The organism is Arcanobacterium bovis, from assembly GCF_004331995.1.
In the GTDB taxonomy this organism is placed as follows: Bacteria; Actinomycetota; Actinomycetes; order Actinomycetales; family Actinomycetaceae; genus Arcanobacterium_A; species Arcanobacterium_A bovis.
The window spans coordinates 163200-186386 of the sequence record NZ_SJDT01000004.1 but is presented as its reverse complement, the minus strand read 5'-3'; the positions used below and the strand labels follow the sequence as shown (position 1 = coordinate 186386).

Here is a 23187-nt window from a genome sequence, read left to right as displayed (position 1 = left end):
TGCACACAACTGCGCATTAGACCATCTATAAGCGTATCGCTTTGAGTCGAAAAATTCCGAATAACTGTGCAAATCACGCTTTGGGCACCACCTTGGTCAAGGCGGTGATAAGTTTGTCCATCCAATCACCATCGCGGCGATCATAGGTATCTGAGAGCAGCTTCATCACTAACTTCATGAGCGTTGGCCGAGGTAGACCGTACTTCACACAAATGTGCATCACTTCTGGACGCTCAATAAGCGCAGCAAAAACTCGACCCATTGTGTAATATCCGCCAAGTTCATCACGTATTTCTTTTGGATATTCCATCATCACGCGATCTTGCTGGCGTAAGCTACCACGACCGAGCGCTTGAGCAATGTGATCAGCAAGAATACGACCCGAGGCAAGCGCGTAGGCGATGCCTTCACCGTTAAAAGGCGAAACCATTCCACCGGCGTCGCCAATAAGAGCTAAACCATCGGCGTAGTGCGGCTTTCGGTTAAAGGCCATCGGCAGCGCAGCCGAGCGGAGGGGACCACGCTGGTTTTCAGGGGTAAATCCCCATTCCTCAGGAACATTATTCATCCACGTCTGGAAGACTTTTTTGTAGTCAACACCAGTCGGTTTAGCAGTAGAGGACAGCGAACCGAGACCCACATTAACGAGCCCATTTCCGACGGCGAAAACCCATCCGTACCCAGGTAAAAGATCCGATTCTCCCGCTTTTCCAGACCACAGCTCGAGGTGAGATTCCATCATGGTGGTACTCGCAAGCGGTGATTCAAAATAGGTGCGAACTGCCACTCCCATCGGCCGATTCATGATTTTCTCGCGGCCTGCCGCAGTTGCGATACGTGCCGAAACTCCACCGGCGTCAATCACGAAACGCGCGCCAATGCTAAATTCTTCGCCGCGTCCACCTTCAGCAGTGTTGCGTGCACGCACACCGATCACGCGACCTGAGCGTTCATCAAAAACGGGAGCAGTGACGGTCACGCCTTCGCGAAGTTCAACGCCGGATTTAGTGGCAAAAGTGATGAGCTTATGATCAAAGTCTTTGCGAGCTCGAGCAGTTCCATAGTTAGGCTGAGAAGCGAGGTCTGGCCAAGGAACTTCGATGGTGTGCCCACCGCCGTAGGCACGCACACCATAATTGCGCACCCAACCATCGCTTTCCGGAATCGCAAATCCCATCCGGATAAGTTCAGATACTGCGCGCGGGGTGAGCCCATCGCCGCAGATTTTATCGCGCGGGAAAGTTGATTTTTCTAGCACGATAACGTGAAGTCCATACTGTCCAAGATAGTGTGCTGCTGCCGAGCCGGCTGGGCCTGCACCCACAATTACAACGTCCGCTTTCTCAGCGAAACTCATCGGTCACCGCTTCCAAACTTCATAGCAATATTTACACGCCATTTTGAACATACTTCCTGTGGAAGTCTACGTTGTTTTCAAAGGGGAATACACCTAGAAGTCGCAGAATTACGAAAGAAAAATGTGACGTAATTAGGCATTTAGTCCCTCATTGAAAATTACACCGGTTTACGTGCCCGATGCAGTGCCACAATTCCATTTGTAAGGTTCTTGTACTCGATCCGATCCCAACCGGCATCGGAAATGTATCGTGCCAGCTCATCTTGGGCAGGCCAGGTCAAAATCGACTCTGCGAGATAATCGTATGCGGCGGCGTCGGACGAAAATACCCCCGAAATCACCGGCATTGCTGTGCCCAAAAAGAACTTGTAGAGCGAACTAAATACCGGATTGCATGGACGTGAAAATTCACATACCAGCAAAATTCCGCCCGGCTTCGTGACGCGAAGCATCTCCCGCAAAGCTTTCTGCGGATCCGACACATTGCGCAAACCGTAAGAAATCGTGGTGGCATCGAAGGAGTTAGCCTCGAAGGGCAAATTCATGGCGTCACCTTCAACGAAACTGAGGTGCGGATAGCGGCGTCGCCCCTCTTCGATCATTCCGCGCGAAAAATCACATGCCACGACGTCGGCGCCTTGCTGTGCGTAATGAGCGGCGGACGTTCCAGTGCCGGCAGCGAGATCCAAAATCTTCATTCCCGCGTAAATATCCAGCGCATCTGTGGTAGTTTTGCGCCAAACGTGAATCAGACCACCAGTGAGAACAGTGTTAGTGACGTCATACTTCTTCGCCACTTCGTCGAACATTTCAGACACATCATGTGGATTTTTTGCTAACGTAGCTCGCTTCATATTAAGCATTTAATCACCATTCGACGTAACATCGTTATTTGTGTTGACGATCCCACATCTACGTTCGCAGACTTCTGCCCTACCCGATCTGCCTAACCTCAGATCGCTCCTTACTGCGCCACGCAATCAGCTCGCGTGGATACGAGGTGACGACGGCGTCGTCGCTGCCGGAATTGCAGCGCAAGAAACGCACGTTCCCCAGCGAGGTGACGACGCAGAAAGTCGCTTCAACCACCTCACTACTTGGTGGAATGCAACTGAACTACAAGCAGAGGTTCGCGACGAAGTTCGCGTACCTGGCAGTGGATTATTCGCGTTTGGATCTTTTAGCTTCGCAGCACAGTCCCCAGCTGCTTCAACACTCATAATTCCGCAGGTGCTCGTGGGACGTCGCGCTGGCAAAGCCTGGCTGACGATCATTGGTCCAGACGACGTCGACGTATTTGAGACTCTCGCTCCTGAAGCAAAGGCGCTGCTCGACGCCGTATTGAAAGGTAGCGCCGGCAGTTTTACTCAGTTCAGTGTTGAGAACGTTCACGAAATTCCCGATCCGCTCGAATGGCAAGCCCAAGTCGAGCTGGTCACAAATAAGATTCGCGCAGGTGAGGCTGAAAAAGTGGTGCTCTCACGCACTCTCGCTATTGAGACCGACTCAGATATTGACGAGCGCGTACTCCTCGATCGTCTTTGCGATTCTTACCCATCAACCTGGGTATTTGCCGTTGATGGACTGATTGGCGCAAGTCCAGAGATGCTCGCAGCCTCTGCAGCGATTATTGAGGACTCAGATATCACCTCACCGCAGGATTCTCGCGTATTTGCTCGCGTGCTTGCAGGTACTCTACCGAATCGCACCGAAAGTGTGGCTGGTATCGGCACATCTCTATCCCAGCACGCTAATTCCACCGCCGAGCACGATGAGCAGTCCAGACTGTTGGTTGCGTCCGAAAAAGATCAGATCGAACATCAAGTTGCAGTTGAATCGGTGGTCAATACGCTCAGCGGCGTCGGAACTGTTACTACCAGTGAAACTTTTGTTTTGCCTTTGCCAAACGTTTTACATCTTGCCACTGACGTGGTGGCGGAACTGCACAGTTCCCGCTCGATTATCGACGTGGCTGGTCTGCTGCACCCCACAGCAGCACTTGGCGGACATCCAAATGACACTGCACTGAGCATTATTGAGGATGTTGAAGTAACTGATCGTGATCGCTATGGCGCGCCGGTGGGATGGGTGTCATCTGGGAATTATGGGCAGTGGTGTGTGGCATTGCGCTGCGCAAAGATTGATGCGAACCGCCAAGCGCGCGCCTGGGCTGGCGGTGGAATCATGGCAGATTCAATTCCATCGTCCGAATTGACCGAAACTGAAGCCAAATTTGAGCCAATTATGGGAGCTTTCAACATTGCCACATTAGGCCAGAGGGTGTTGCAATCACGGTTGTGATCGCAACACCCTCTGGTGTGGGTAGTCAGAGTTGACGAGCCCTTGATATTGCGTTTGGGCTGTGCCTATTCAAGGCATAGCCCAAACGTCATTTCTGAGTATCTTGACGGGTTGCAAGAGTTACATCTGTTTCCTGCAATTCACCATTGCGTTCAAACGTCAAAGTCACTTTCTCCCCCGAGCGATGCTGGCGAGTGTAGCCTGTGAGTGAAGCGGCTGATGTGACAGGATTTCCATTTACTGCCGTAATAACATCACCCACCTGAATATGAGCAGCTGCCGCTGGAGTGCCGTCTTCAACCGATTTCACCTCAGCACCTAGCTTAGACATACCCTTATATTGAGCAATTCCATCCACGATGGAAACACCAAGGAAGGCATGCTCAGCAACTCCCTTTTCAACCAGCTGTTTCGCAATATTTTCAGCGAGGTTGATCGGAATAGCGAAGCCGAGTCCAATTGAGCCTGCTTGAGCCCCTCCGCCAGAAATCGAAGCGATCGAGGAAGCAATTCCAATTACGCGACCTTGAGCATCGAAAATAGGCCCACCAGAGTTACCCGGGTTCACTGCCGCATCTATCTGAATCGCATTGGTGACAACGCGGGTGCGCTCCCCCGTTTGTTGGTTCGCACCCGCCGTCTGAACTGGGCGATTAAGTGCTGAAACGATACCCGTCGTCATTGTGGACGACAATCCAAGCGGGTTTCCAATTGCAGCAACCGGATCTCCAACTTTCACCTGGGAAGAATCCCCCATCGCCGCCACGGTAATGTCTTGCGGCACTGTGGCCAGCGTGAGCACCGCCAAATCGGTGGCAGGATCCGTTCCAGCCGTTTTTGCCTCAATAACACGGCCATCCGAAAGCGTAACTGTTATTTTTTCTGCTCCGGCAACCACATGGTTATTTGTGAGAATATGCCCAGCCTTATCGAAAATCACTCCAGAACCAGCTGCTTCGCCTTGGCGAGAATCGACGTTAATCGCCACCACTGCCGGTCCCACGGTTTTCGCGACGGCGCCCCAGTCTGGCGCATCAGCGTGCGCATCCACAACTGGCTTAATATTTGGTTTTCCTTCCGAGACGCTCACTGGTCGCGATCCGTCGTAGCGCAAGGTCATGGCGCCGACGCCGAGTCCACCACCCGCAAGAGCAGCTACAACACCAACCGCAATAAGTGCCGCCCAACCGGGGCGGGACTTCTTCTTCCCCTTTTTGCTATCCTCCGGAGCCTCCGTGTTCGGCGCGTACATCCAAGCTGTTCCTAGCGAAGGATTCGCTTGTGTTGGAGCTTGCTGCATAGGAACCGGCTGTGTAGGAGCAGATGACGCAGGTGTTGCTTGCGAAAAAGCTGGCTGTTCAGGCTCTGACTGAGCAGATGTTGCTTGCGCAGATGCAACGCCAAGTTGCTCGGTTGCAGTAATGTTTTCGTTCTGCGGCAACGATTCGGTGCCAGCTTCTTTCGTCGGCGAGTGTTCGTCCGTTGGCACGTTCGTCTGTGGCGTCACTGGCATCGGCGATTGCGCGTTTGCCGCGTTATCCGTGCCCTCTGCGTTATCCTTACCTTCTGCGCCATCTGCGTTTTCCACACCATCGTCGTGCACCGATCCCACCGCATTCGCACCGTAGTTGATGATAACAGGACGTTGCGAGACTTCGGGACGCTTCGGCGTCGCTCCTGAATCTTGCTGCACAAGCGAATCCTGAGATTGGCTCGGATTCGTCGAATTCAACTGTGCGTCCGATGGCAATTCTTCCGTCGCATCGCCTTGACGTCCGGCAACCGGATCATTGCTTGGCATTTTCTCATCGTTCACGACGTTTCCTTCCGTTCGTACTAAGAGACCTCGCCGCTAGGGACGGCCACAACTAATTAATTCCTGCCGGTTCGCGCCACCTGAGAATTCCCAAAAGCACTTGGGAAATCACGGCACTATCCAACAGCACTCTGCACGCCAGTACTCGCGCTAACAGAGCCATTTACTAGGTATCTCCTGATCTTATGAAACTACTTCATCACAGTGAGCTTCATGCTACTTGGATTGTAGCTGTATGTTAGCTGGGAACGTTACGCTCACAGCAAATCCATGATTTGCTCGCGCCATTCCAGCCTTTTTGCCCGCATCTCCGACATCTCTTCGCGGCCGAGTTCCACCACAAATACTTCGATTCCGCCTGCGAAAGCGTCCATTTCTGCTGCCAAAGACGCCGGATTGCCACTTGCGCGTCGGAAGCTCACATGCTCGCCCACTGCCTGCGCAAACGCAGCAAAATCGAGTTCTTTTGCAGCGCGGAACACTCGATCAAAGGTGGTAACCTCGCCCGCACCGTACTCGAGCGTTGCGAAGAGGGAGCCGCCGGCGTCGTCTACCACCACAACCTGCAAATCCACACTCTCACTTTGTCCACACGTCCGTACGAGCGCGCCCAAGTCATGAATGAATGTAAGATCACCAACCACCACTCGCACTGGCTCATGAGAAGCCAACGCAATGCCAAGAGATGTGGAAACAGTACCATCAATTCCTGCAAGTCCACGATTAGCGGCAAACACCTTGCCTGGACAATCAGCGTAAAGATTGACTTCCCGAATGATCGACGAAGCTCCCAACATCGTGGTGACATCAGAACTGGAAATCGCACGGGCTACGGTCGGAAAATCCATTTGAGGTTGCGCATTGTGAAGATAGCGGCGAGCCTTTATCGAAGCGCGTTGCCATTCCTGATACCACGGTATATCAATACTCAACCACGCAGGTAAATCAACCAGGTCAACTACGCGCGCACTATTGCCAGAAACATCGGTGTAAGTGGGCTGATCGTCAACCACGATTACTTCTACAGCCTCGTTTGCAAGCAACGCAGCTACTTCTCGCGTCAAGGTAGGATGGCCAATCACCACTACCCTTTCGATCTGTTTACCCAGCTCAGAGGAAAGCAGCAAAGGATGCGCCGTAACTGCCTGCGGCAGAGCACGCAAAAGACTCGACGGCTCAGCGAGCACCGGAATCTGCCCAAGTGAATCGGCAAATTCTTGCGCCCGTTCCTCCGAAGCCAATACCCGCGAAGGTCCCGCCACCACCACAGTACGTTTTTCCTGTTCAGGGTTGGCATTATGCGTTTTTGTCTCCGTCGAGCCAGTCATACAATCAGCTTTGGCAGATTCCCACGGCGTTCGCTCCACAAGTGGCTCGCGGAAGGCCATATTGATATGTACTGGACCTGCGCCACGTCCACCAGCGAAACCAACACCCAACGCCACACGAACCGCTCGCATGAGCTGATTGCGCAAAGCCCGCAGATTGGGCGTGTCCGTTGGAATATCGACGCTGTGAAGCACCGATCCACCCAGCACAGCGAGGTGATCGGTCGTTTGCGATGCACGCACTCCCCGCATATCGTGGGGTCGATCCGCAGTCAGAAAGAGGATCGGTACAGCAGCGTGCAGAGCTTCCTCGGCAGCTGGGTGAAGATTCGCGACGGCGGAACCCGACGTCGTCACCACCGCCGTCGGGACATTTTGCGTACCGAAACCCAAGGCAACGAAACCTGCCACTCGTTCGTCCGTCTCCACATGAAGACGGACTGCGCCGGCACGTTCGGCCTCCGCGAGCGCTATCGCAAGTGGTGCTGAACGCGAACCAGGACACAGCACAAACGTGCGCACACCTGCTCCTACCAGCGTGGCAACAGCTTCTCGCGCGGCAACAGTTGAAGAGATCATATCCAGGATTTTTCCAATCGGCGGCAATACAGAGCTCGCTCGTTACTCAGACCAGCGGCATGCCTATGGCACACCATCGAAAGCCAGCGCAGAGCGAAACTTATGAAACTTTGACTATTCTACGCCTTCTATGCCCAAGTGAAACCGCTGGCGGCTAAACCCAGGCTAAACCACCCGCAGCTACCCCCAGGTAAGACCACCTGCGGCCAGCAAACCTTGAGAACGCAAAATTTCCCACATTCGGCTGAGCCTCGCTTCCCATTGCGCCCGCAAATCAGCAGGTACTCGAGCAGAATTTTCTTCGATGAGGTCCGGTTCCACATCTCGAAGCTCTATTACACCGTGGATGGGAACAAGCGGCTTTGATGTGACATCTTCGTGCAGTAAAGACGTCGTGGCAAGACCGCAGGCAAATGGCAAGTCCGGCAATGCCGCCGCGAGCGCCAGACCAGCGCGAAGTCCGACCGAGGATTCAAGAGCTGAGGAAACCACCACCGGCATGTCCAATTCAGCTGCTAAATCGAGTGTGGCGCGCACTCCTCCAAGTGGCTGATTCTTGAGCACCACCACGTCAGCGGCCTCCATTTTTTTCACGAGATACGGATCTTCAGCACGGCGAATCGATTCATCTGCCGCGATGGGAACGTCAATTTTCTTGCGTACGTAGGCTAGATCGGCCACCGTTTCGACTGGTTGTTCCACATATTCGAGGCCGCCAGCTGCGGCGTCGTAAAGCGGAATCAACTTGAGAGCGGTATCGCTTTCCCACCGTGCGTTCACATCAATTCTGATTTTTGCGTCAGCTCCTAGAGCATCGCGCACTGCTTCCAAGCGTGCCAGATCCTGCGCTACATTTTGAGGCGAGTCATAGGGCTGCTGATCTGCAACTTTGACCTTAGCGGTACTTGCTCCCGCCGAGCTTGCAATGGCAAAAGCGCGCTGCGAATCGACGGCCGGAATAGTGGCATTTACCGGCACTTCAGAGCGAATCGCCGGCGGAAGTCCATGCACAGCATGATCTATTGCGCCAAGTAGCCAACGTGCTGAGTATGAATCGTCGTAATCCCAAAATGGCGAAACCTCGGCCCAGCCTGCCTCACCTTGCAAAAGCACGCCGGAGCGCTGAGTAATGCCGCGAAATTTAGTGATTGGCACGTTGAAAACGTAAGCGCGCAGGTCAAGCGACCGGGCGGCCAAGGAGGAAAGATGCTGGTTAGCAGGTAGCTCGCTGTCTGAAAAGTGCTCGGTATTCACATATTTAGGATAATGCCCGAGTTGAGACATCCGCCATGCAGCGGCCACAGTCCTACACGCCGCGGAATCTTGGTGCGTTTTGCGCAACATCTGCACATATATTGAGAAGTTGCGTTTATCGCCCACACATTCCGAACAGCCCACACCAAACCCGAATCGAACTTCGCACAGCACTTTGGCACAATAGAATCTATGAACTCACAAGCTGGTCTTCCTCCTAAAGTCTCGGAAATCTTCGATCCTCGCCGCTGGCGATCCGTCGAAGGTTTCCCCGATTCGGACATCACCTACCATCGCGGCGTAGAGCGCACTTTTTCCGCAGATGGCTCTATAACCAGCGAAATTGATCTTCCCGTGGTACGAATCGCGTTCAATCGACCCCAAGTTCGCAATGCTTTCCGCCCCGAGACCGTCGATCAGCTCTACCGTGCGCTTGACCATGCCCGGCTCACTGGCAGCGTAGGAAGCGTTATCCTCACGGGCAATGGCCCGTCAGAGCGCGACGGCGTATGGGGATTTTGTTCTGGTGGAGACCAACGTATTCGTGGTCGCGATGGTTATATGTATGACGGCGGTGACGACGATGCCTCCATCAATCGCCAAACGCGCGAACTCGCCGATCCAGCCCGCGCCGGCCGCCTCCACATTTTGGAAGTTCAACGGCTCATGCGCACCTCAGGCATGGTAATTATCGGAGCTATCTCCGGATGGGCCGCTGGCGGCGGGCATTCTCTCAATGTGGTTTGCGATCTTTCCTTGGCCTCTATCGAGCACGCACGCTTCAAACAAACTGACGCAAACGTAGGATCCTTTGATGCCGGCTACGGATCAGCCCTGCTTGCCCGTCAAATCGGCGATAAACGCGCACGCGAGATTTTCTTCCTCGCACGTGAGTATTCGGCGCTTGATGCCGAGCGCTGGGGTGTAGTAAACGAGGCCGTTCCCCATGCTGAACTCGAAGAGCGCGCTTTGGAATACGCACGCATCGTGGCTACGAAATCTCCACAGGCAATCCGTATGCTCAAATTCGCTTTCAATTTGGCCGACGACGGTTTAGCAGGTCAACAAGTATTTGCAGGTGAAGCTACCCGCCTTGCATACATGACAGACGAAGCGCAAGAAGGACGTGATGCTTTCCTCGAAAAGCGCCTTCCTGATTGGTCTGGCTACCCCTACTACGCATGAGTATCTGGAAAATGCCAGCTTCTCATCGCGAATCCGCACGTCATGACGATGCGTGCCAATCCTCTCTGCCACGGATAATAGAAGGCGGCACGGGCACAGCAGCCTTAGAGCGCGTTAGTGGCGCAGTCGAATCTGCACTCGCTCAGCGCACAAACGCGCAGGTACCGAGGCCGCTATTTGTGGTCGCGCCGAACACCAACCGTGAAGCTGCTCAAAAAGAGCTAAGTTCCCTGCATATCCCACGCGGTGCCGGAGTTCTATTGCGCACTTCTGGCTCCACCACTGGTCAAGGGAAAATCGTGGCACTTCCTTGGGACACCCTCCTCTATTCTGGCGAGGCAACTCATAGTTTTCTCGGTGGCGCAGGAACGTGGATCAACACTTTGCCACTCCATCATATTGCCGGTTTTCAAACCGTTGTGCGTTCCGTTGCAGCTGGGTTCGTACCGCTCTACGTGCCGATTCGTTCCACACACCACGAGCAGATAGCTCCCAAGTGGCACAATCTAGCAGCTCAAAAGTGCCCTAATCAGCGCTTCTATATCTCGCTAGTGCCCACACAGTTACTTCGCCTACTTGACGACGCCGAGTTGCTCTCCGTTGTGGCTCGCGTAGTTGATGCGGTGGTGGTAGGCGGCGCTGCAAGCTCACCAGGGCTTTTGGAACGAGCGCGCCACGCTGGGCTGAACGTCGTAACCAGCTACGGCATGACCGAAACGTGCGGAGGTTGCGTGTACGACGGCGTCGCCATCGGGGATACCATCGTGTCGCTTGACGACGACGCTCGCATCAGTCTCACGGGGTCAGTGGTTGGTTTGGGTTACTTGATGCCTCCAGACCAGTCGAATCTTCCCGCTGCGCAAGAATTGCCCGCGGGTGCGCGGCGCGTCCACGAGACGGCGGATTACGGCTGTTGGAAAGCTGACAAGCTTCACGTTCTAGGACGAATCGACGACGCCGTCACTACCGGCGGACTTACAGTAATTCCACAGCTTATCGAAGAAGCAATTTTTGATTGCACTGGCATCGATGCCGTTGTCGTAGGTATTCCTGATCCCACATGGGGCGAATGTGCAGTCGCAGTGCTGAAAAATGACGTGTCGAATACCGATTTGCGTGGCGTGCTCAACGAAAAATTGGAACGTGGTTGGACGCCCAAACACATCGTTACGCTGGAGAATTTATTCTCTCGATCGCAGGAAGATCGCAACGTTTCACCACCCAGCGCCTCATCGCAAAGCACGTCACCACACGATGATGCTTTATCGCACAAGGTTTCATCGCACCATGCGTGGCGTGAATCTCGCAGCGAATGGCCACAGACTAGTTCAGGGAAAATTGATAGGCGCAAGATTCGCAATGAGGTAATCGCGTACTTCGCACATATCGGCGACAAACCGATTAGCGACAACGCCATCAACGACGAGCTAGCCACCGATTCACACTAATTCACGCTCGGCTTGCACCCCTCGCCTATTCATTTCCACTCCCCACCTCGAAAGCGACCCTAGCGTCGTGCACGACGAGGCAGTACAATAGGGTGGGCGTTGTAACTGAGGAGAAAAATACATTGAAGAATCACGTCTCTGATTGGCTTGAAGGTGCTCGTATTCGTACGCTTCCGGCAGCTGTAGCACCCGTCATTGCCGGCGCTGCAATTGCATTTTCTGAAGACGCGTTCTCCTGGACGCGCACTATCTTGGCAGCCCTAGTGGCAATTTTCCTGCAGATAGGCGTCAACTTCTCAAATGATTATTCCGACGGCGTTCGCGGCACCGATGAATTCCGCTCCGGTCCGCCGCGACTCACTGGTGGAGGAAAAGTCTCCCCCAAAATTGTGCTCATGATAGCGTTCGGATTTTTCTTCGCTGCTGCACTTGCAGGTCTAATCCTCGTGGCACTCACTGGGCAATGGTGGCTTTTAGCAATCGGCGCATTAGCTATTCTCGCTGCTTGGTTCTACACAGGCGGAAAGAATCCATACGGATACCTCGGTTTGGGCGAAGTTTTCGTGCTTATTTTCTTCGGTTATGTGGCAACGGTCGGCACCGTTTATACACAGTCTGGCACCGCACCACCGTTAGCGTGGATCGTCGCAACGGCCATTGGCGTCATTGCCTGTGCCCTACTCATGGTGAATAATATCCGCGATATTCCCACCGATATCAAAGCAAATAAGCGCACGCTCGCTGTACGGCTTGGCGACGCTAGCGCACGAACCGCTTTTGTGGGAATGCTGGTCTTCGCACCACTACTTACTGCTTTGACCAGCTTTTACACATATCCACTCCTGGGGATCACGGCACTTTTGCTGTTTGTAGTTCCATGTTTGAGCAAGCCAGTTAGTACAGGAAAAACCGGCCGCGATCTTATTATCGTACTGCGCAATACCGGTTTTTTTGAGCTTTCCTACGCAGTGCTGGTCGCAATCTTGCTCGTGGTATCAAAATTGGCCTTCTAATTGGCTAATTGGCACGTTCTAACGTGTTCTCGCCGGTGTTCTCAAAGCTCAAAGCGAAGAAAATACCCCCAATTAGCTCAATAGACTAGAATAATGCTGTGCCTCGAGTATTTATTGTTCTGTTCTTAGTTGCTCTAACGATATATTCGTTTATTGATTGTGCACGCACAGATAGCAACCGTATGCCCGCACGCATTTCCAAAGCCGTGTGGCTCATACTCATTGCCATCGTGCCGGTGCTTGGTCCATTGCTGTGGCTGTTTTTCAAGTACCAATACATTTTCAAGGACAATAGCTCACGCGCACGTCAGGATTTCCCAAGCAAAACGCGTAATCCTCGCACTGCTGAGCGTGGTCCAGTAGCTCCCGACGACGATCCCGAGTTTCTCGCGCGCTTGGAGGCGCAAAACCGCCGTCGTGCTTTCGAGCAAAAACGCGCTGAGGAAGGTAAGAGTCCAGAGCGTACGAAGAAAGATGACGACGAATCGCGAGGTCTCTACGGAAGCTAACAGCTCCTTGTCGCCTGGAGTGTGCAAGGAAAGTGTATAACGTCGGCTACATACAACCCTGCTGAAGTGCTCGCCTCGCCTGTTTGCTACTGCGGCTTCTTTACTTCGGCTTCAGAAGTTCCGGGCACCATGTCCTGTGCACGGCGCATCAAATCGGCCACTGGCTCCCAATATTTCCACGCGATAAGCTGTTTATCAGCAAAGGTCAGCGAAGTAACTGAGGCCAGTGAGCACTCGCGTTTACGCGGATCATGCGCAAGAAATTTTTGTTCCACGAAGCGCCGCATAGTCCAAATCGGGAGCTGATGCGAAACCAATACGGCTTCCCCGCCCCTCGCCAAATCAATGCTTTCGGAGATCACCGCCGACATTCTCGCTACAATCTCCGTGTATGGCTCGCCCCAGGACGGCTCAAAGGGGTTCTTGTACCACGACCAAAACTTCGGATGTGCAAGCATCATCCGGTTTCTGTTCACTGCGAGTCCCTCAAAGTAGTTATCGGCTTCAATAAGCCGAATATCGTGCTCAACAGGCAAACCAAATGCGATCGCCGTCGGCGTCCCGGTTTCAATTGCACGTTCGAGAGGTGACGTTACTACAAGGCGCACGTCATGACCATTAGAAAACGTTTCACCAAGCCCTTGCGCCATCTGGCGACCAAGTTCGGTGAGGTGAAATCCGGGTTTTCTGCCGTAGAGTATTCCCTGCGGGTTATCAACTTCGCCATGGCGTACCAAGTGAATGGTTGTAAGATCCATATACTCAGCTTGCCATATTTTTCACCACGTGCGCAGATTACGAGCTAAACTACGATAACTTGACGCAGTGAAAATCAACCAACACCGGTTATTTTGACTCAACGTCTGCAAAGATCTTTGCGCTAATTCTTCCCAACTCAAGCATTTCTTCACGGCTCAACAGATCAATGAGATGCACACGCACCGATTCAACGTGCGAAGGCGCAGAATCTTTGAGCTTGTTGAAACCTATTTCGGTAAGGCGACAATTAATTCCACGACCGTCGTCTACGCAACGAAAACGCTCAACGTATCCGATTTCTTCGAGACGTCGCACAGTGTGAGTCAAACGCGAACGAGAATGAACCAAACGTTCTGCCAACTGCGACATGCGTAAGGAGTGATTCTCCGCCTCGCTCAAGTGCACAAGAATTTCATATTCACCGAGCGCCATGCCATTATCGGCTTCCATATCTCGGTTTATCAGATCAAGCAAGGTTGAGGTGCCACGCAAATATGCCCTCCATGCGATCTGTTCTTCATCGTCTAACCAACGAACATTTGTAGATTCAGGTGCATTCATAGTTATATCAACTCCACTATTTCATTGAAGATACGGCAAATGAGCAGCATCTTCTGCTGTTTTGTGGTTGACACTAACGGCATGCTTTCCTTCATCGGAGCGATCAACAACAGCTGGTGAATCGTCGTCTTTTCGCTTTTTCCGACGCAATGCGCGGATCAACAAGAATAATAGTACAAGACAGACAACCGTAATATCTAGGATCATCCACCAACTCAAACTTGGTATCCACATATCCTCATTAACAGAGGCGGAGTTCGGAACCCGAATCGCCTCAACTAACAGCCGATCTGTATTGATTCCGTAGGGAGTGCAGGTGATCAAAACCACTTTATCGACCCCTGGCTCGTACGTCACAGCTTGGTAATCCGACGGGCCAACTACTTTGCGTGACCGCACTTGGTAATGCAAGGTTTGGTCGAGAACTTCGATGAAAATATCAGTGCCGTCTTTAATGAAAACGAGGTTATCGAACATTGACGCGTTAACCATACCCGTGTGGGCAGAAATGACCGCGGTTGTGCCCGATCCACCAACTGGCAAGTCTGAGCCATACATATGCCCAGCGCCTCGATATAACACCTCTGAGGTGGTGGTATGAAACACCGGCAAATCGATATGACTTTGCGGGATCCTAATACGCGCTATTACGTCACCCGTTTCTGGCACGTTCAACGTGTTCATGTACTCAGTAAAACCTGGATCACTCGAAGTCGGCACCCGTGCATGATGCCCTTGCGCAGCAAGTTTTACATTGTAAGCATGAGCTTCATCGATATACTTTTGCACCTGAGAATGTGGTTTGATGCTCTGGGTTGCCTTTGAGTACATGCGCGCTTCTTGGATCAGATGATAGTCATTGTAGAGCGTGGCGAATACTGGATACAACAGAATGAGGATTCCGATCAGGATCCATATCAGTCCGTTTTTACGACGCCGTCGCTGCCGCGATTTTCGAGCGTCACGAGGATTTTTCTCCGTCAAACTGTCCACTCACGCATCACGTCACACCTCACGCATCCAGAGGAAGCGTCGTCTCTTTATCGTCGTCATCCTTGCGGTTCTTCCACAGACCATAGACAACCACGCCCACACCAGTCATTATAACGACGACGAGCGAAATCGCACCTGCCTGCGGAAGAGTCATCCACACTCGTTGCGCACCGAAACCATCAGAATCGCTCACTGGCCAGCCATTTGCTAGCGCATCCACTTTCACTGCTCCAGTAATATTTAGAGGCGTTTGCACCGGCTCGGTTAGCTGAACCGTGAAAGAACAAGTGAGAGAGTCCCCTGGCTGCATTGTGTACATTGCGTTGTTGTCGATTCCGCAGAACAACGGATCAATCGAACCATCAGCGCCTACCGTAATGGTCTGCGAACCGTTAGCAATTGTTCGCCCAGCAAGCGAAGGATCCGAGAGCGCAAAACTATCCACTGGCAAACCGCCATTATTGGACAGTACATAGTGAACGGTCATCGATGTCGCTGTCGGACTCAAGACCACGCCGTCGTTGGAAGACACCAACGGTCCGTCAATCGTCTTTTCGATATCGATTGACGGATAACGATTCGACAGCACAAAGTTCCAGTATGGGCCAGATTGGGAAAGGTCGCTTGCATTGGTTACCGGAGCCGTTGTGAACTGCATATAGCGGCTTGCCGGATCAGTTTCCGTGGCAGACACATTTGTAGCCCAAGCATCAATAATGCCGTCACCTTGCGACTCAATCCCCAATTCGGGGAGCGTGCCCGGCAAAGAAGCTTCGGTCACGATACACGTACGGTCAACTGCTACATTGTGCATGGTGAACGATTCGCCTGACTTCACCGTGGCTGTTTCACCAGATGGCAGACAATCCGACGTAAAGCTAAACGAAGCTCCAGCGCCCGCCGCACCGAAGGATTCCTTGGTAATCGTCACATCCATCGTGTCGCGAATGTAGATTGTCTGTGCAGCAACAGTCATCGCCACATTGTTAGTTGCAGTTAGGTCAGCTGGAATCGCGAACGCAAAGGAGTAATTCTTCATATCCGTTGTTACGTCAGCGGCGTTAATATCGCGCCACGGCTGGGTGGGATTACTCGCCGAAGCACTCGTACCAGTCCACGTACCAAAACGCATAAACGGTGCGCGATCGCCAGCTGTCACTTCGATGGGTGCACTCGGCACGAGCGATGGGCTACCAGCATAGCTAATCGTACAGTTAGCTCCCGCAGGTAACTGCAAGGTTTGTCCAGCATCGGGCACACCAGGATCGGATACTGATAGACCCACTCGCGCATCAGCGAATGACACAGAATGCGTGAAACTCGTCTTGGCAGGATCATCACACGTTACCTTGTAGGTATATCCATTGCCCGAACCATCTTTGAAAGCACCGTCAATATACCCATTATGAAGGGTCGCGATTCCCACAGGCACTAAGCGATGCGTATAGCGATCCACAAAATCCCAAGATTCCACGTGATTCGGATCTGAGTTGAGAGCGGCGTACTTCTTGATAACTTGTTGATCCATCGAATGAACGAGTTGAGCGGGCGTTCCAACCGGATCTTTCTCATCGAAGTCACACCAAGCACCTGCAGGAACAGTAACCTGCGGCGAGGTATAAAGCCGAGTAACAGTGCCATCACCATTGTCGGTAGCTGTGCCAAAAGTACTGAGCACTAGGGAATTACTCAACGTATCCGAGCCCGTTCCAATTGTGGAGGTGTTGTATCCAACTCCTTCGCACTGGAAGTTGAAATTATAGGTCTGATCAGGCGAAAGCAGGGCCAGATCGCCAGCTGCGCCCACGACCTTCTTCGTCATCTGAATCTTCGTTTGAATATACTCGTAGGTATTTTCAATGTCGACGACGTTCGTGACGGTTCCGTCCGCAGCTGCATCTAGCGTCGAGAAGTACGCAGATTCGGTCACGTCGCCTGGAAAGTCAGTGTCGATGACGGCGGTGCCGTCATTCTTATCAACAACCCATTTAACCTGTTTAGGCTTCACATACGCTTTAAGCTGTACGCCATTCGCACCTGGAAGACTCAAATCAAGTTGCCCGAATTGGTCACCCTTAATATGGCAATCAACACCAACAGGCACATTATCGAACTGGTAGCTACCTTCTCCGGTAATCGTGCCGTTGAAAGTTCCAAGTAGTACACCTGTGCTCCCAGTACCGGTTTCTGGATCGTGGCAGTCCATCGTGAACTGGTGGGTATGGAACGGAATGCTCTGGCCAGCAGCTGCATACTGATCATGGATTGAGCCAGGAAGAACTGCACGTTTATTGAGTACTACCGGAGCTAGCCGGCGTGAGTAGGTATTAGTAAACATTGCCGAGTTCGATGTGTCTTTAACAGTGAAAGTCGTGGAAACATTTGCGTTTGCACCACCGTTTACCGCAACTTCCTGCTTCACATCAACACCAGCCGCAGTGGTAGTAGCACCTTCTGCAATCGTACAACTAGATCCCACGGGAACTTCGTCGGTCAGTGTTATCTCAGGCTGTGTTGACACAACAGTTCCTGAGGCGTTTGCTGTGGTGATGCCGTCGGGATAAGTACACTTTAAGGTCACCGAAAACTCGCGATTACGTTTGATATCTTTTCGCGCATCGGAAATATACTGCTGTGTAGCAGGATCGAATGCCACTACCTTTGAGGCTTTGACTGGACTCGTCACATACGCATAATAGAGATTTATTTCCGCCACAGTAGAAGCGCCGATTGTGAGCGTATTCGAATTGATAGGAGCAAGATTTCCGAACGTTTGGTTAACCTCAGGATTGGACCCTGTTGCGGCAATGTGCAAACCAGCACTACGGGTAATTGGATAGCTCATCCCACCAGTCGTAGTACGCGTTCCAGGATCAGGAGTAGGCTCCGTCAAAGTACACGTGCTACCTTCAGGTACCTTAGATGCAGGAATCGTTACCGATGGTGTTGCTTTACTCAGGGTGATTTGGGCATATTGAGGATCCAGAATCAGCGTAGTACCACCAGAGTCCTTGCACGCCACGTTGAACGTGATAGGCTGAGCGAGCTCAGTACCCGCCACAACACGAGCTTGGATAGTCAATCCATTCCCAGCCGCAGTGAAGTTATTGGTGATGGTTTTCGTGGTTGAATCAGCGGTAACTGTGAAACTCTGGGAATCGACGTCGCTCTGCCACAACACACCTGAGGTGGAAATCTGCGGAGCATCCTCAGTAAAGGAGCACTTGTTTGCGTATGGAACACCCAAATAGCCAGACTGATCATTAATCTTCGGATCCAGCGTAGCATCGGTAACTTGGGCTTTAAGCCTCTTAGTCTCGCCACCAGCGATCATCACGGTACCAACCAGTGGCACCGACACAACACTTCCATCAGCTGCAACCACAGAACGCGTGCCACAGTCGAAGTTGATCGAGAAGGTGGACGGTAGAGTCACCGTCAAACCGTTCTTGTTAACCACTTTAGTGATGTCTACCGTGCCAAGTTTGTAATCGTATGTGTTGGTGATAAGCACGCGATTTTGAGTGGAATCAGTAGCCGATGAAACCTTCAGAATTGCTTGCGTTTTCGCTTCATCGTTGGTCTTAGTGACGGTCACGTCGTTGGCATCAGCAGCTGATACCGTAGTGCCAGTGAGTATCGTATTTGGTGTGGCTGCAACGGTATCTTCATAGATAATACAGCTCGCATCGACGGCGACGCCGGAGATTGTGGCTGGGTTAGCAGTATCAGTGGTGATGTTCAGAGTGCCGGTCTTCGAGTATTGTCCCGAAGCTCCCCACGTGCACTTATATTGGACAGGGAACGTCTTGCCTTCTAAATCTTTGGAGTTCGACGCCGGTCCAGCCAGTTCCTTTATTACCTTCACGTCGCGCAACTGATAGGCGTAGGTAGTGTCGATATGAACAGTGCCGGTTGTAGGCGTACCACCTTGGGCATAATCTGCCAAGGTAAAGGAATAGGAACCATCGGAGTTTTTGGTAACAGCTGTACCGTTAAACGTCACGTTTCGACTCACGAAATCATATTTCTTGACTTCGGTGGGTGAAAGACCTGTTAGCGGCGTCAACCTACAATCACGTGCCACCGGAATATCCGAGATATTTACTGAGCCCGAATATGCTCCCCCAGATGGATTAATGTCGAAACCCACTGTGCGGTTCTGAACCGTAGTGCCCACACATGTAAGAGAAAAGTCATAGTGACGCGGATAGGTGAAATCCCCTACTGGGTCGCCAAGAATATTCTTGCTCAGCGTGATGCTTCCAGCTCGATAAGTGTAGTTATTAGTTGCCGCAACGCTCGTACTAGTAGCGAGCGTAGTGCTCACATTTGGCAAGGTATCAGCACTTGGTGTACCACCTGTCCAGGTCAAGGTGAGATTCACTCCCGGTGGTGCCGGCTGTGCCCCACCTGGGAAAGATTCGGTGACCGTGCACGGCGTTCCAGCTGGAATATTCTTAATCTGCGCCGATGCACCAGCTTGAAGAGTTACTTTTCCACTGAGTGGAATCGAAGGATACGCAGTAGCAAAAGCGCTATTGGTGCAAGTGTAATTCAGGTCGAATGAACGGGTGGAGATGTCCGTAAAGTTAGCGGCATTTCCAGTTACCAACTTTGAGAAATCAAAAGTCGAAGGCTGGAATTTGCTCTGCCAATCCACATTACATTCAAGGGGTGCATCCGTAGCGTTATCGGCGGTCAAGATCGACGTAGCTGTGTTGCGATCATTCACCAGCGTATAGCCTGCGGGAACTTGACCTTCTTTGATCGTAACCGGAGCAGATGTTCCCGCCGTGCACGTCCAAACTGGAGTGTAACGATCGAAAACATATTGGCTCTGCGTGCCACTTCCCGTTGACTTAAATACTTGTTTATCTGTTGGCGTAAGCGAGTTCGAAAATGGCCGGTTGTACACCGTAAACGTGCTACCGTTCGTGCCTGGAATCAGCGTTTCAGAGGTGCTGGTTTTTGAGTAAACACGGTGATCAAAAGTCGTGGCCTGACCAGTTTCTGCTAGCTCATAAGAAGTATTGGCAGTATATGTGCCCGCCACCCGGCCGATTGAAATGGCGATAGCGAAACCGCCCCATCCTGAAGCTGAATATTTCTCAACTTGGAACTGTGTGGGTGAATCAATAGTCGCGATAGCGATTCCCTTATATGTGCCAGTCGTCGCGTACCCTTGGCAGTAAAAATCACGGCCAGAACTCGACGTCACATTACAAGGTTCAGCAAAACCTGTTTGTACAACCTTATTGAAAGTGGTTTTGTTGGTTGTGGTGTCATTGTCCATGATCGCCCAGGACTCTGTTCCTGGCGACTGCTCCGCATCCAGAACATTCAGCTTAAAGCTCGGCAGAGTGGCACCTTTGGCATCCCGTAACACCACATTATTGAAACTAAAGGTGTAAGTGGGGGGAAGATGTTTAGTTTTCACAATCGGACTTTGCGTATCTCCAGAATAGGCTACGAAGGTTTGATTGCTATTGATCGTTTGCCCAAACGAGGAGGAAGAATCCCACTGGGTAGATTCGGCGGTAACTTGCGGAGTAACAACACCGTTATTCGTCCATGACAAGTCAAATTCTAAAGTCATATCGCCAATTAGGCGTTTGACGTGCACCGTAGAATCTTTAGCGCCAATCATGCCTGCAAAATCGATAAAACAGAAGCTGTTGGCAAGGTTTGCCGCAGCGCCCGTACCCATACGCATCGCACAATCACCAAGGTCGTAGGTGATAGCTGCGGCGTCGGCCTTGTCGCGATTAGGACTCCAAGGTGACACTGGAAGTAACAGAACAACAATAAACACGAAGCTCAGGAATGATGCCCAGAGCTTTTTTGCGGGTGACTGTATTGAATCTTTACTGAACATCCCCGCCTCCTTCATTAATCTTCTGTTCTTCAACAACTTCATCGCTTGACTTATGTAACGTATTTTTGGCTGTGGTATTGGGAGAATCGACCGCAGGTTCGTCGTCCTTGCGCCTCTTTAGCGCAACGAAGAATATGACGAGACCGGCCACAAGGAAGCCAATCGCCCCAATGATGATCTCTTTTAAGTATGCGCCTGTTTTAGCCAAAATAACCGAAATGACCGAAGCTTCACAGCCTTGCGGCGGGCATTCACAGCCTGTCGGTGGGCACTGCGGTGTGGATGGAGACGGCGTCGGAACCACAACCGTCACATTCGAAACGTCCGATACTGCACCGATTGCCACACCGGCAGTACCATTGAGCGGCCAACCGTCAGGGAAAAGTTGAACTTCGTTTTTAATAACTGCACCTTGTGGTGTATCTGGACGCACCGTCGTCTTAATATCGAGCAGGACGTTGGTTAGTGGCGATTTCATTCGCATTGCAGCGAGTTTAGCTAAACCGTTCGGCGTCAGGGTAACGGATACTGAATTGGTGGAAGGCTCAAAATTCACCACGTAATCAACGTCCGGTTCAAGCGTCAGGGAGGTATTTCCGTCCGAAATAACGACGCCGTTCACGCCGTCGTACTGCAGAGCAGGATCAAGACGGCTCACCAAGATGTAGTTATGCAACAGACCGAAGCGATCAGGGGCAGGTACGTTGGAATGGATATGCCACATAACGCTACTGCCGGGCTGAACTGCCGAGTCAGGAGTCGAGGTAATAGCGATCGTCAAGGGTTGATTTTTCGCGTAAATAGTAAGCTTTTGTTTACCGTCGGCTTGAGTAGTTGCCATACGCGGGAGAGCGATTAGGAACGGACTAATCACCGAATAAGAAACGTTTCCAACGTGTGATGGAATCTCGCGAATCAAATAAATCGCATCGGGCAAGCCGGCAAAAGATGCGTCACCTTGTGCATTGCTCACCGCCTGTACCGGTGAGCCGAGCGTATGCCCATCTAGCATTGGATTCGTTTTCATCTCTGCGATGAGGGCGTCAATACTCGCCTCTGTTATGCCAAGGACAGGCAGCGCTTCGAAAGTAATACCAGCTAGTGGCAATCCAGGTGTGTCGCCTTCGCCTTGGGTTTTATGAATGGTGACGTCGGTTGTGCTTTGAGCCAGAGCGAGTGGCGCTGGAATAACGAACAGACACATAAGCAAGAAAAGTAGAATCGCAAAAGGCACGCGCATACTAAAACGCTTACTGTTGTGCATCTTCTACCTCCTCCAATTGCTCAGTGAGATTCTGTTGTTCATCTTCTTCATCACGCTTGCGTTTTCTTCCAAAAAGCCACCACAAGATGTACAAGAGCGTCAACACCGAGATCACAATTGCTGCGATCATCCAGGGTTGCCATGGACTCGAATACACCTGTTCAATATTCTCTTTTGGCATCTCCACGCGTTCACCACGTACCAAGAGCCGGTGGCTATTGATGCCGTATGGTGTGCACGTCACCAGTGTTACTAGGTCGCGTCCGCTTTCTGGTCGGATACTTTCAACATCTTGCGGAAGAACGACTTTGATTTGATCCACTTTGTAAGCGTGTTGCTCACCTAGTATCTCGACGATGAAAATCTCTCCAACCTCGATATGAGTGAGATTGTCGAACATCGTCAAAGTTGCCAGTCCAGAATGTCCAGTGAGCACCGAATGAAAACCTACACCACCAGTTGGAAGCGCGGTGCCATACAAGTGCCCAATTCCATGTGCCAGAGTTGACTGCGAAGTTCCGTGATAGATAGGCAGATCAATGCCCACTGCCGGAACTTTTAATCGGCCCATCACCGACTCAACATCAAGCTGAGCCAAATATCGCATGTACGCGGGAGTATTAACATCAATGCCATTGACCCATGGATCAGGCGAGCCAACTTCGGGAAGTTCCTTGTTGTATTTCTGGGCGGCTTCCAAAAGTTGTTTGCGCTGATCGGGAGTCATTTTCTTGACGTTTTCCGAATACAGCTGGGCGATTTCGTGTTGCTCAATATTTTTCAAGTGAGTGATGACGACGGGCGAAAGAAGAACCAAAACTCCAAGTATCAAGTAGATAATAGAGCGCGGATTCCTTCGACGCCGCGCATTGCGTTTGGTACGTGGCGAAGTTCGTTTGTGGTTTCGCTCAAAAGTCATATATCAACGTATGTTAGCTGGTT

At 51.8% G+C, this 23187-nt stretch carries 16 protein-coding genes; 5 read left to right on the top strand and 11 right to left on the bottom strand.

The annotated features are described in order from the left end of the window. Positions 1-73 precede the first annotated feature (73 nt). Positions 74-1357 (bottom strand): NAD(P)/FAD-dependent oxidoreductase, encoded by a 1284-nt coding sequence (locus tag EZJ44_RS06170; protein ID WP_131281364.1) that lies wholly within the window; start codon positions 1355-1357, stop codon positions 74-76. A 158-nt stretch (positions 1358-1515) separates the two neighbouring features. Beyond that, positions 1516-2220, bottom strand: coding sequence for a demethylmenaquinone methyltransferase (locus tag EZJ44_RS06165; protein WP_338324613.1), 705 nt, complete (start codon positions 2218-2220; stop codon positions 1516-1518). A 31-nt stretch (positions 2221-2251) separates the two neighbouring features. On the opposite strand from EZJ44_RS06165, the gene EZJ44_RS06160 reads away from it, so the two are divergent. Continuing rightward, on the top strand, positions 2252-3658 hold the full coding sequence (locus tag EZJ44_RS06160; protein WP_131281362.1) for an isochorismate synthase: 1407 nt from the start codon (positions 2252-2254) through the stop codon (positions 3656-3658). An 88-nt stretch (positions 3659-3746) separates the two neighbouring features. Here EZJ44_RS06160 and EZJ44_RS06155 read toward each other — a convergent pair whose 3' ends face one another. The 3 genes from EZJ44_RS06155 to EZJ44_RS06145 all read right to left on the bottom strand — a co-directional run bounded on the left by EZJ44_RS06155 (position 3747) and on the right by EZJ44_RS06145 (position 8809). Next, positions 3747-5474 carry a S1C family serine protease gene (locus EZJ44_RS06155; RefSeq protein ID WP_131281360.1) on the bottom strand — a complete coding sequence of 576 codons (1728 nt, stop codon included), beginning with the start codon at positions 5472-5474 and terminating at the stop codon, positions 3747-3749. A 257-nt stretch (positions 5475-5731) separates the two neighbouring features. Continuing rightward, the gene (gene menD / locus EZJ44_RS06150) at positions 5732-7381 is read right to left on the bottom strand and encodes a 2-succinyl-5-enolpyruvyl-6-hydroxy-3-cyclohexene-1-carboxylic-acid synthase (RefSeq protein ID WP_131281358.1); all 1650 of its coding nucleotides are present in this window, start codon (positions 7379-7381) and stop codon (positions 5732-5734) included. Between the two features lie 180 nt (positions 7382-7561). Further along, positions 7562-8809: an o-succinylbenzoate synthase gene (locus tag EZJ44_RS06145; protein ID WP_241658616.1), complete on the bottom strand. Its 1248-nt coding sequence runs from the start codon at positions 8807-8809 to the stop codon at positions 7562-7564. A gap of 18 nt (positions 8810-8827) precedes the next feature. On the opposite strand from EZJ44_RS06145, the gene EZJ44_RS06140 reads away from it, so the two are divergent. From EZJ44_RS06140 to EZJ44_RS06125, 4 genes are all read left to right on the top strand, one after another. After that, positions 8828-9820 carry a 1,4-dihydroxy-2-naphthoyl-CoA synthase gene (locus EZJ44_RS06140; RefSeq protein ID WP_131281356.1) on the top strand — a complete coding sequence of 331 codons (993 nt, stop codon included), beginning with the start codon at positions 8828-8830 and terminating at the stop codon, positions 9818-9820. Next, a complete protein-coding gene (locus EZJ44_RS06135; RefSeq protein ID WP_131281354.1) occupies positions 9817-11268 on the top strand; it encodes an AMP-binding protein in 1452 nt (483 codons plus the stop codon). Before EZJ44_RS06140 ends, EZJ44_RS06135 begins: the two co-directional genes overlap by 4 nt. Before the next feature lie 122 nt (positions 11269-11390). Continuing rightward, positions 11391-12281 (top strand): 1,4-dihydroxy-2-naphthoate polyprenyltransferase, encoded by an 891-nt coding sequence (locus EZJ44_RS06130; protein WP_131281352.1) that lies wholly within the window; start codon positions 11391-11393, stop codon positions 12279-12281. Between the two features lie 98 nt (positions 12282-12379). Continuing rightward, on the top strand, positions 12380-12790 hold the full coding sequence (locus EZJ44_RS06125; RefSeq protein WP_131281350.1) for a PLD nuclease N-terminal domain-containing protein: 411 nt from the start codon (positions 12380-12382) through the stop codon (positions 12788-12790). 86 nt (positions 12791-12876) lie between these two features. On the opposite strand, the gene EZJ44_RS06120 is transcribed toward EZJ44_RS06125, so the two are convergent. From EZJ44_RS06120 to EZJ44_RS06095, 6 genes are all read right to left on the bottom strand, one after another. Continuing rightward, complete coding sequence (locus EZJ44_RS06120) at positions 12877-13548, bottom strand: histidine phosphatase family protein (RefSeq protein ID WP_131281348.1); 672 nt, start codon at positions 13546-13548, stop codon at positions 12877-12879. Positions 13549-13636: 88 nt separating this feature from the next. Beyond that, positions 13637-14110, bottom strand: coding sequence for a MarR family winged helix-turn-helix transcriptional regulator (locus EZJ44_RS06115; protein WP_131281346.1), 474 nt, complete (start codon positions 14108-14110; stop codon positions 13637-13639). Positions 14111-14131: 21 nt separating this feature from the next. After that, positions 14132-15103, bottom strand: a complete 972-nt coding sequence (locus tag EZJ44_RS06110) for a class C sortase (protein WP_131281344.1) — start codon at positions 15101-15103, stop codon at positions 14132-14134. A 19-nt stretch (positions 15104-15122) separates the two neighbouring features. Then, positions 15123-20981 (bottom strand): DUF5979 domain-containing protein, encoded by a 5859-nt coding sequence (locus tag EZJ44_RS06105; protein ID WP_131281342.1) that lies wholly within the window; start codon positions 20979-20981, stop codon positions 15123-15125. Beyond that, the gene (locus EZJ44_RS06100; protein WP_131281340.1) at positions 20971-22245 is read right to left on the bottom strand and encodes an isopeptide-forming domain-containing protein; all 1275 of its coding nucleotides are present in this window, start codon (positions 22243-22245) and stop codon (positions 20971-20973) included. Before EZJ44_RS06100 ends, EZJ44_RS06105 begins: the two co-directional genes overlap by 11 nt. After that, positions 22232-23164, bottom strand: a complete 933-nt coding sequence (locus EZJ44_RS06095; protein ID WP_131281338.1) for a class C sortase — start codon at positions 23162-23164, stop codon at positions 22232-22234. The genes EZJ44_RS06100 and EZJ44_RS06095 overlap by 14 nt, the downstream gene beginning before the upstream one ends. Positions 23165-23187 lie beyond the last annotated feature (23 nt).